This is a genomic window from Pseudomonas sp. PS02303, from assembly GCF_029959925.1.
Taxonomy (GTDB): Bacteria; Pseudomonadota; Gammaproteobacteria; order Pseudomonadales; family Pseudomonadaceae; genus Aquipseudomonas; species Aquipseudomonas mandelii.
The window spans coordinates 1-9,513 of record NZ_JASCOM010000224.1 but is presented as its reverse complement, the minus strand read 5'-3'; the positions used below and the strand labels follow the sequence as shown (position 1 = coordinate 9,513).

At 60.5% G+C, this 9,513-nt stretch carries 9 protein-coding genes and 1 pseudogene; 4 read left to right on the top strand and 6 right to left on the bottom strand.

Features of this window, described 5'->3' with window-relative positions; genetic code table 11:
- Window positions 1-97 precede the first annotated feature (97 nt).
- The 3 genes from QMX98_RS28175 to QMX98_RS28165 all read right to left on the bottom strand — a co-directional run bounded on the left by QMX98_RS28175 (window position 98) and on the right by QMX98_RS28165 (window position 3,113).
- The gene (locus QMX98_RS28175; protein ID WP_010466999.1) at window positions 98-1,063 is read right to left on the bottom strand and encodes an L-carnitine dehydrogenase; all 966 of its coding nucleotides are present in this window, start codon (window positions 1,061-1,063) and stop codon (window positions 98-100) included.
- A gap of 142 nt (window positions 1,064-1,205) precedes the next feature.
- The gene (locus tag QMX98_RS28170; protein WP_008151915.1) at window positions 1,206-2,093 is read right to left on the bottom strand and encodes a 3-keto-5-aminohexanoate cleavage protein; all 888 of its coding nucleotides are present in this window, start codon (window positions 2,091-2,093) and stop codon (window positions 1,206-1,208) included.
- A 75-nt stretch (window positions 2,094-2,168) separates the two neighbouring features.
- Window positions 2,169-3,113, bottom strand: a complete 945-nt coding sequence (locus QMX98_RS28165; protein ID WP_010467000.1) for a choline ABC transporter substrate-binding protein — start codon at window positions 3,111-3,113, stop codon at window positions 2,169-2,171.
- Between the two features lie 209 nt (window positions 3,114-3,322).
- On the opposite strand from QMX98_RS28165, the gene QMX98_RS28160 reads away from it, so the two are divergent.
- Window positions 3,323-4,282 carry a GlxA family transcriptional regulator gene (locus QMX98_RS28160; RefSeq protein WP_010467001.1) on the top strand — a complete coding sequence of 320 codons (960 nt, stop codon included), beginning with the start codon at window positions 3,323-3,325 and terminating at the stop codon, window positions 4,280-4,282.
- 139 nt (window positions 4,283-4,421) lie between these two features.
- Here the strand turns inward: QMX98_RS28160 and QMX98_RS28155 are convergent, their stop codons facing one another.
- The 3 genes and pseudogenes from QMX98_RS28155 to QMX98_RS28145 form a co-directional block, all read right to left on the bottom strand.
- Window positions 4,422-4,838 carry a DUF3010 family protein gene (locus QMX98_RS28155; RefSeq protein ID WP_282411715.1) on the bottom strand — a complete coding sequence of 139 codons (417 nt, stop codon included), beginning with the start codon at window positions 4,836-4,838 and terminating at the stop codon, window positions 4,422-4,424.
- 32 nt (window positions 4,839-4,870) lie between these two features.
- Window positions 4,871-5,101: pseudogene (locus QMX98_RS28150) on the bottom strand (helix-turn-helix transcriptional regulator); the annotation flags it as partial.
- Window positions 5,102-5,111: 10 nt separating this feature from the next.
- Entirely contained in the window at window positions 5,112-5,513 is a 402-nt protein-coding gene (locus QMX98_RS28145) for a lysozyme inhibitor LprI family protein (RefSeq protein ID WP_010467005.1), read from the bottom strand.
- A 236-nt stretch (window positions 5,514-5,749) separates the two neighbouring features.
- Between QMX98_RS28145 and QMX98_RS28140 the strand changes: the two genes are divergently transcribed.
- The 3 genes from QMX98_RS28140 (at window position 5,750) to dgcA (ending at window position 9,413) form a co-directional block, all read left to right on the top strand.
- Window positions 5,750-6,727, top strand: coding sequence for a dipeptidase (locus QMX98_RS28140; protein WP_007907542.1), 978 nt, complete (start codon window positions 5,750-5,752; stop codon window positions 6,725-6,727).
- Window positions 6,728-6,806: 79 nt separating this feature from the next.
- Complete coding sequence (locus tag QMX98_RS28135) at window positions 6,807-7,337, top strand: DUF5943 domain-containing protein (protein WP_008033249.1); 531 nt, start codon at window positions 6,807-6,809, stop codon at window positions 7,335-7,337.
- A 15-nt stretch (window positions 7,338-7,352) separates the two neighbouring features.
- Window positions 7,353-9,413: a dimethylglycine demethylation protein DgcA gene (gene dgcA / locus QMX98_RS28130; protein ID WP_008151900.1), complete on the top strand. Its 2,061-nt coding sequence runs from the start codon at window positions 7,353-7,355 to the stop codon at window positions 9,411-9,413.
- Window positions 9,414-9,513 lie beyond the last annotated feature (100 nt).

Here is a 9,513-nt window from a genome sequence, read left to right as displayed (position 1 = left end):
AGGCTTGCCCGCGAAGAGGCCGGTACATTCGACGGATCTCTTGCGGCAGGGAAATTGCCTTCGCGGGCAAGCCTCGCTCCTACAGGGGGTGGGGTGTTTAGTCAGCGAACGCCATCCCATGCTTCTCTTTGGTGGTCTTCACCGCTTCCAGCACCGCCAGCAAGCAATCATCACGATAGCGCTCCAGCGCGGAAATGCTGTGCGTGCCCAACTGATCGCTGGTGCCATCCACCACATCATCAATCAACTTGTCGGTCAGCTCCGGTGCCGGCAGATACGTCCACGGTAACTGCAACGCCGGTCCGAATTGCGCCATGAAGTGCCTCATACCCGCATCGCCACCCGCCAGGGTATACGTCAAGAACGTGCCCATGAATGACCAGCGCAGACCCGCGCCAAAGCGAATCGCATCATCGATTTCTCCGGTGGTCGCCACACCGTCGTTGACCAGGTGCAGCGCCTCCCGCCACAGCGCTTCGAGCAAACGGTCGGCGATGAACCCCGGCACTTCCTTGCGCACATGCAGCGGACGCATGCCCAGGGATTCGTAGACTTTCATCGCCGCTTGAACGGCTTGCGGTGCGGTGTTTTTGCCGCCGACCACTTCCACCAGCGGCAGCAGGTAAACCGGGTTGAAGGGGTGCCCGACCACGCAGCGTTCCGGGTGCGTCGAACTCTCGTAGAACTCGCTCGGCAACAGGCCGGAAGTACTGGAACCGATCAAGGCATTGGGCTTGGCCGCCGCGCTGATTTTACTGTGCAGTTCCAGTTTCAGATCGAGGCGCTCAGGGGCACTTTCCTGAATGAAGTCCGCGTCGCGAACGCATTCCTCAATGGTTGCGACAAAGCGCAGCCGATCCTGTGAAGCACCCGGTGCCAAGCCTTGTTTCTCCAGCGCACCCCAGGCATTGGCGACGCGTTTGCGCAACGCGGCTTCGGCGCCAGGCGCCGGGTCCCAGGCGACAACGTCGAGGCCGTGGGCGAGGGCGCGGGATACCCAACCGCTGCCGATGACACCGCTGCCCAGGGCTGCGAAGGTTTTGATTTCGGTGATAAAGCTCATGGCGTCGTCCTAAAAGAATTCGGTGATCTCTGTAGGAGAGAGGCTTGCCCGCGAAGAGGCCGGTACATCCGACGGATCTCTTCCGGCAGGAATGCCGCCTTCGCGGGCAAGCCTCGCTCCTACAGGTTATGTGCGTGGAGGATTAGCCGCGCTTGGTCAGGCCCATTTTTGCCCGGCCTTCCGCCGGAGTCAGGACACGGGCACCGAGGCGGCTGAGGATTTCCGAGGCGCGTTCGACCAGCTGGCCGTTGGTCGCCAGCACACCCTTGTCCAGCCAGATGTTGTCTTCCAGGCCAACCCGCACGTTGCCGCCGAGCAGCACCGCTTGCGCCGCCATCGGCATTTGCATGCGACCGATGCCGAAGCCGGCCCACACCGCGTTCGCGGGCAGGTTGTCGACCATGGCTTTCATAGTGGTGGTGTCGGCCGGCGCGCCCCACGGAATGCCCAGGCACAGCTGGAACAGCGGATCGTCGAGCAGGCCTTCCTTGATCAACTGCTTGGCGAACCACAGGTGACCGGTGTCGAAAATTTCCAGCTCGGCCTTCACGCCCAGCTCTTGAATGCGTTTGGCGCCTGCGCGCAGTTGCGCCGGGGTGGACACGTAAATGGTGTCACCGTCGCCGAAGTTCAGGGTGCCGCAGTCGAGGGTGCAGATTTCCGGCAACAGTGCTTCAACGTGGGCCAGACGGGTCAACGGGCCCACCAGGTCGGTGTTCGGACCGAACTCCATCGGGTTCTCGCCCGCGCCGATTTCCAGGTCGCCGCCCATGCCGGCGGTGAGGTTGACGATGATGTCGACGTCCGCCTCGCGGATGCGCTCCATCACTTCGCGGTACAAGGCCACGTCACGGCTGAATTTGCCGGTTTCGGGGTTGCGCACGTGGCAGTGAACGACCGTGGCACCGGCCTTGGCGGCTTCCACGGCGGCAGCGGCGATTTGTTTCGGGGTGACCGGCACGTGTGGGCTCTTGCTGGTCGTGTCGCCAGCACCGGTGAGTGCGCAGGTGATGATGACGTCGTGGTTCATGAGGCGGGTTCCTTGCAGGCGTGATGATTCCGTTCGCAGCCCAGCAGGGCTGCGAGTCGGTGGTTCAATCGGGGTTTATTTGCTGGTCAGTTTCAAATTGTCAGCGGCCGGTTTGCCATCGAAGGTGGTCACGCCTTCGAGCCAGCGTTGCTTGTCTTGCGGGTGATCTTTCAGCCATTGTTTGGCCGATTCGAAGGCGTCCTTGTGATCCAGCAGCGGCTGCATCATCCGGCTCTCGTCTTCGGCGGTGTAGGTCAGATTGCTCAGCAATTTGCCGATGTTCGGGCACTGCTGCGCATAGTTCGGCGAAGTGACGGTCCAGACCGTGGCCATGCCTTCGTTCGGGCCGAGAGCGTCTTCGCTGCCGGTGAGGTAAGTCATCTGCACGTTGACGTTCATCGGGTGCGGCGCCCAGCCGAAGAACACCACAGCTTCTTTGCGGCGCACGGCGCGATCCACGGCCGCGAGCATGCCGGCTTCGCTGGACTCGACGAGCTGGAATTTGCCGAGGCCAAACTGGTTCTTGGCGATCATTGCCTTGATCTGGGTGTTAGCGCCCGAGCCAGGCTCGATGCCGTAGATCTTGCCGCCCAGTTCTTTTTCGAACTTGGCGATGTCGGCGAAGGTTTTCAGACCCTTGTCGGCGAGGTAAGTCGGAACGGCGAGGGTGGCGCGGGCGTCTTTCAGGCTAGGCGCTTCAAGCACCTTGACCTGATTGGCGTCGACGAACGGCGTGATGGTCTGGGTCATCAGCGGGTTCCAGTAACCCAGGAACAGGTCCAGGCGCTGGTCGCGGATCCCGGCGAAGATGATTTGCTGGGAGGCGCTGGTTTGTTTGGTGTTGTAGCCGAGGCCGTCGAGCAAGACCTGGGTCATGGCACTGGTGGCGATCACGTCGGTCCAGTTCACGACGCCCATGCGTACGTTCTGGCATGAAGCAGGTTCGGCCGCCATGACGCTGGCGCTCAAGAAGGCGGTACCGCTGAGTGCAAGAACACAGCTGCTGATCAGTCGTTTCATGTCGGGGTTCCTCGGCAGACGTTATTGTGGGTTCCGGCATCTTTGTGCGCCGGTGATGCCAAGTTACGCAGCTAAGGCCCCGTGAAAGCGCACTGCGGCGACCAGCTCTTGCACTGCAGCGACCTGCGCTCTTGAAAGCCTGTTGCAAGTGGCGTATCAACGTCCACACGCTACCCGCCCTCTCGTTACCTGCCAGTCGAGTGCGCTCCATGTCCCAGGACTTCTACTTCATGTTGATGCCGGGTTTCTCGGCCATCGGTTTTATCTCGGCCATCGAGCCGCTGCGGGTCGCCAATCGCTTTCGCGGCGAGTTGTATCGCTGGCACGTGCTGAGTGCCGATGGCGGGGCGGTATTGGCCAGCAATGGCATGTCGGTCAACGCCGATGCGGCGCTGGAGCCGCTGAAGAAAGGTGCAACCCTGTTGGTGGTCGCCGGCTTCGAACCGCTGAAATTCGCCACGCCCGCGCTGGAGCACTGGCTGCGCCGTCTGGACAACGAGGGCGTGACCCTCGGCGCCATCGACACCGGCAGTTTCGTCCTCGCCGAAGCCGGCCTGCTCGACGGCCATCGCCTGACCCTGCACTGGGAAGCCATCGACGCGTTCAAGGAGTCTTATCCACAGCTCAGCGTCACCCAGGAGCTGTTCGAGATCGATCGCCGCCGTATCACCTCAGCCGGCGGTACAGCCTCCATCGACCTGATGCTCGACCTGATCGCCCAGGCCCACGGCCCGGAACTGGCGATTCAGGTCAGCGAACAATTCGTGCTCGGGCGCATCCGCCCGCGCAAAGACCACCAGCGCATGGAAGTCGCCACGCGCTATGGCATCAGCAACAAGAAGCTGGTGCATGTGATTGGGGAGATGGAGCAGCACAGCGAACCACCGCTGAGTACGCTTGAGTTAGCCGAATCGATCAAGGTGACGCGGCGCCAGTTGGAGCGCCTGTTTCGGTTGCACCTGAACGACACGCCGAGCAATTTCTACCTGCGCTTGCGGCTGGAGAAGGCCCGGCAGTTGCTGCGACAGACGGACATGAGTGTGCTGGAGGTGAGCATTGCGTGCGGTTTTGAATCGCCGTCGTATTTCACCCGCAGCTATCGGGCGAAGTTTGCGCGGTGCCCGCGCGAGGATCGCCGACGGCTTGGGGATGGGCGAGAGCTGGTCTGAGCACAGATTCCAACAACACCAAAAAACCCTGTGGGAGCGAGGCTGCTCGCGAATGCAATCTGTCAGCCGCCATTGATGTCGACTGACCCACCGCTTTCGCGAGCAGGCTCGCTCCCACAGTTATGATTTGTTGTGGATCTTATTTCTTCATTAAGGCCGAGCAGGCTGCTTTGTAGGCTTCATGCTGATACTTGTTCAGCGTCGCCGGCAGTTCCACGTTGTGCTTCTTGCTCTGCGCATTGATCGTTTGCGGCGACAGCAGCGTCACCTCGCAATTTTCCAGCAGCTGAAACACACCCTCGATCTTGAACGTGGTCGGTCCACCGGCGAACTCGCCTTTCTTGCTGCGCTTCTTGATCGCGATCCGGTCGATGGAGTTCTCGCGTACAAACGACGCCACCTGAGCGGCGAAGACTTTGACGTTCGCGGCTTCGTCGTCATCGTCGAGGGCAATTTTCTTGGTGGGCAGGGCTACGTGACTCAGCGTCTGACCGTCCAGGGACGCGACGGCAATGATCGCTTCGCTGCCTTTGATTTCGATGCCGCAGATTGTCATTTCGATCCCTTTCACAAATGGTTGTGTGCAGCCTACAGCTCAAGTTGATTAGCCGTGATGCCAAACGCCGCGGCAATTTTCTCGCGGGTGGCCTTGCGAGGCTTCGCTACAGTCTCTTGCTGGGCAAAAGCAGGTTGAGAAATGCCCATGCGTTTGGCCACCTCATCCTGTGTAAGGTTCAGGTGCTCGCGCCAGGCCCTGAACGGTAACGCGCCATCAACGATAAGGCTGACTACTTCGTGAGGGATCAAATCATTCTCCATATTTATGTTTTCACTCCTGCCCAATCGACTCCAAAAACTCCGACCGCTCATCACTCATCCGCGCCACGCAATCATTCTGCGCAATGGTGAACGCCTTGCTGCCACTGGTCGCCGGAAACGCTTCCACCGCGCAATCCGCATCCCGGGTTTTCAGCCACTGCTGCTGCGCGGCCTTGAGCTTGGCGGTGATGTCGCTCAGTTGCGCCGGGTTCTTGCCGTAGGCCGTTTGCATGCGCTCGGTCAGGCTTTGGTAATTGTCCTTGAGCAGGTCTTCGGCGGTGGTTCTGCTGAAGGCGGAGCATTCCAGGGTCTGGACGTCGTTTTCGACCTTGTCGCAGGGGTTGTCGTCGGCCTCTTCAGCTGCGTGTACGCCGGTCGCTATCAGTGCCAAAGCCAGGAAGATCGTTCTCATTGCGACGCAGCCCCTATTTTTCAGTGCCTATTCAGTAATGCAGCGGATTCTGGCCCAAGCAGCGGCCCTTGAACAGGTGGGCGATTGCGTCGATCAACGACCCTTTGTCGCGGATTGACGCTTTCGGCAAACCCCCTGTCGTTTTTGCACCCGGCTGCCCCGGTCCTCAGGCATATGCTGGCCCCAAAGCGCCGGCACACGATTCGGCGCATGAATCGCTAATAGGGGACAGCCTGATGAGCCCAGCCGAATTGCACGCCGACAGCATCGTTATCGACGGGCTGATTATTGCCAAGTGGAACCGTGAGCTGTTCGAAGACATGCGCAAGGGCGGTCTGACCGCGGCTAACTGCACCGTGTCGGTGTGGGAGGGCTTCCAGGCCACCGTCAACAACATCGCCGCCAGCCAGAAGCTGATCCGCGAGAACAGCGACCTGGTGATTCCGGTTCGCACTACCGCCGACATCCGTAAAGCGAAGGAGCAGGGCAAGACCGGCATCCTCTTTGGCTTCCAGAATGCTCACGCCTTTGAAGACCAGATCGGCTACGTCGAGGTCTTCAAGCAGCTCGGCGTCGGTATCGTGCAGATGTGCTACAACACCCAGAACCTGGTAGGGACTGGCTGCTACGAGCGCGATGGCGGCCTGTCGGGTTTCGGTCGTGAAATCGTTGCCGAGATGAACCGCGTCGGGGTCATGTGCGACCTTTCCCACGTCGGCTCCAAGACGTCTGAAGAAGTCATTCTCGAATCGAAGAAACCGGTGTGCTACTCCCACTGCCTGCCGTCGGGCCTGAAAGTCCATCCGCGCAACAAGTCCGATGAAGAACTGAAGTTCATCGCCGATCACGGCGGTTTTGTCGGCGTGACCATGTTCGCGCCGTTCCTGGCCAAGGGCATCGATTCGACCATCGACGACTACGCCGAGGCCATCGAATACACCATGAACATCGTTGGTGAAGACGCCATCGGTATCGGCACCGACTTCACCCAGGGCCATGGCCAGGACTTCTTTGAATACCTGACCCATGACAAGGGCTACGCCCGCCGCCTGACCAGCTTCGGCAAGATCATCAACCCGCTGGGCATCCGCACCGTCGGCGAGTTCCCGAACCTGACCGAAACCCTGCTCAAGCGCGGCCACTCCGAGCGTGTGGTGCGCAAGATCATGGGCGAGAACTGGGTCAACGTCTTGAAAGACGTTTGGGGCGAATAAGCCGCCGCATCTGAAGAATTCTTTCCCCCGGCCGTCCGCGCCGGGGGCAACACCCAAAATTTTCTGGAGTTAAGTTTCCATGGCCAAGATCGCCCCGCAATTGCCAATCGAAGTCGACAGCGAAACCGGTGTCTGGACCTCCGACGCCCTGCCAATGCTGTATGTACCGCGTCACTTCTTCGTCAACAACCACATGGGCATCGAGGAAGTGCTGGGCGCCGACGCCTACGCCGAAATCCTCTACAAGGCCGGCTACAAATCCGCCTGGCACTGGTGTGAAAAAGAAGCCGAATGCCACGGCCTGGAAGGCGTCGCGGTGTTCGAGCACTACATGAAGCGCCTGTCGCAACGCGGCTGGGGCCTGTTCAAGATCCAGGACATCGACCTCGACAAGGGCACCGCCAGCGTCAAGCTCGAACACTCGGCGTTCGTCTACGTGTACGGCAAGGTCGGGCGCAAGGTCGACTACATGTTCACCGGTTGGTTTGCCGGGGCCATGGACCAGATTCTGCAAGCCCGTGGCAGCAAGATCCGCACTGTCGCCGAACAGGTTTACGGTGGCTCCGAAGAAGGCCACGACGACGGTTTGTTCACCGTCAAGCCGTTGTAAGTCGAGGAACCCGCCATGGCTTTCGAAGCAATGTTCCAGCCGATCCAGATCGGCAAACTGACCATCCGCAACCGCGTGCTCAGTACCGCGCACGCCGAGGTCTACGCGACCGACGGCGGCATGACCACCGACCGGTACGTCAAGTATTACGAAGAGAAAGCCAAGGGCGGGATCGGCCTGGCGATTTGCGGCGGTTCCTCCAGCGTGGCCATCGACAGCCCGCAAGGCTGGTGGAAGTCGGTCAACCTGGCCGACGACCGGATCATTCCGCACTTCCAGAACCTGGCCGATGCCATGCACAAGCATGGCGCCAAGATCATGATCCAGATTACCCACATGGGCCGTCGTTCCCGCTGGGATGGCGAGCATTGGCCAACCCTGCTGTCGCCGTCGGGCATCCGCGAGCCGGTGCACCGTGCGACTTGCAAAACCATCGAGCCGGAAGAAATCTGGCGGGTGATCGGCAACTACGCCAGCGCTGCGGCACGGGCCAAGGCCGGTGGTCTGGATGGCGTCGAGCTGTCCGCCGTGCACCAGCACATGATCGACCAGTTCTGGAGCCCGAGGGTTAACAAGCGTACCGACGAATGGGGCGGCAGCTTCGAGAACCGCATGCGTTTCGGCCTGGAAGTGATCAAGGCTGTGCGGGCTGAAGTCGGCCCGGATTTCTGCGTCGGCATCCGTCTGTGCGGTGATGAGTTCCACCCGGACGGCTTGTCCCACGAAGACATGAAGCAGATCGCCAAGTACTACGACGACACCGGCATGATCGACTTCATTGGCGTGGTGGGTTCGGGTTGCGACACCCACAACACCCTGGCCAACGTTATCCCCAACATGAGTTATCCACCGGAGCCGTTCCTGCATTTGGCGGCCGGTATCAAGGAAGTGGTCAAGGCCCCGGTCCTGCACGCGCAGAACATCAAGGACCCGAACCAGGCGACCCGTATTCTGGAAGGCGGCTACGTGGACATGGTCGGCATGACCCGCGCCCACATCGCCGACCCGCACCTGATCGCCAAGATCAAAATGGGTCAGGTTGACCAGATCAAGCAATGCGTCGGCGCCAACTACTGCATCGACCGTCAGTATCAGGGCCTGGACGTGTTGTGCATCCAGAACGCCGCGACTTCCCGTGAATACATGGGCGTGCCGCACATCATCGAGAAATCGACCGGTGTGAAGCGCAAGGTTGTGGTGGTCGGTGCCGGTCCTGCCGGGATGGAAGCGGCGCGTGTGTCGGCCGAACGTGGCCACGACGTGACCCTGTTCGAGAAGAAAGAATTCATTGGCGGGCAGATCACTACCGCTTCGAAAGCCCCGCAACGGGACCAGATCGCCGGTATCACTCGCTGGTTCCAGCTGGAATTGGCGCGTCTGAAAGTCGACCTGCGCCTGGGCGTGGCGGCCGATGCGGCCACCATTCTCGACCTGCGTCCGGATGTGGTGGTGCTCGCCGTTGGCGGTCATCCGTTCCTGGAACAAAACGAACACTGGGGCGCGGCTGAAGGCCTGGTGGTCAGCAGCTGGGACATCCTCGACGGCAAGGTCGCGCCGGGCAAGAACGTGCTGGTCTACGACACCATTTGCGAATTCACCGGCATGTCGACCGCCGACTTCCTCGCTGACAAAGGCAGCCAGGTCGAGATCGTTACTGACGACATCAAGCCGGGCGTGGCGATTGGCGGTACGTCGTTTCCGACGTACTACCGCAGCATGTACCCCAAAGAAGTGATCATGACCGGCGACATGATGCTGGAGAAGGTTTACCGCGAGGGCGACAAGCTGGTGGCGGTGCTGGAAAACGAATACACCGGCGCCAAAGAGGAGCGGGTGGTGGACCAGGTTGTCGTTGAAAACGGCGTGCGTCCGGACGAAGAAATCTACTACGCCATGAAGGAAGGCTCGCGCAACAAAGGCCAGATGGACATCGAAGCCCTGTTCGCGATCAAGCCGCAACCTTCGCTGAGCCAGGCGGGCGACGGCTACTTGCTGTTCCGCATCGGCGACTGCGTGGCGCAGCGCAATACACACGCCGCGATCTACGACGCGCTGCGGTTGTGCAAGGATTTCTAAGAGCTTGTGGATAACCCTTGTAGGAGCGAGGCTTGCCCGCGAAGGCGTCCTGACATTCAACAGTGATGTCGGCTGATCCATCGCCTACGCGGGCAAGCCT

Coding starts and splice junctions, on each gene's coding strand:
- QMX98_RS28175 (WP_010466999.1), bottom strand. CDS start 1,063: ATGAGCTTTATCACCGAAATCAAAACCTTCGCAGCCCTGGGCAGCGGT.
- QMX98_RS28170 (WP_008151915.1), bottom strand. CDS start 2,093: ATGAACCACGACGTCATCATCACCTGCGCACTCACCGGTGCTGGCGAC.
- QMX98_RS28165 (WP_010467000.1), bottom strand. CDS start 3,113: ATGAAACGACTGATCAGCAGCTGTGTTCTTGCACTCAGCGGTACCGCC.
- QMX98_RS28160 (WP_010467001.1), top strand. CDS start 3,323: ATGTCCCAGGACTTCTACTTCATGTTGATGCCGGGTTTCTCGGCCATC.
- QMX98_RS28155 (WP_282411715.1), bottom strand. CDS start 4,838: ATGACAATCTGCGGCATCGAAATCAAAGGCAGCGAAGCGATCATTGCC.
- QMX98_RS28145 (WP_010467005.1), bottom strand. CDS start 5,513: ATGAGAACGATCTTCCTGGCTTTGGCACTGATAGCGACCGGCGTACAC.
- QMX98_RS28140 (WP_007907542.1), top strand. CDS start 5,750: ATGAGCCCAGCCGAATTGCACGCCGACAGCATCGTTATCGACGGGCTG.
- QMX98_RS28135 (WP_008033249.1), top strand. CDS start 6,807: ATGGCCAAGATCGCCCCGCAATTGCCAATCGAAGTCGACAGCGAAACC.
- dgcA (WP_008151900.1), top strand. CDS start 7,353: ATGGCTTTCGAAGCAATGTTCCAGCCGATCCAGATCGGCAAACTGACC.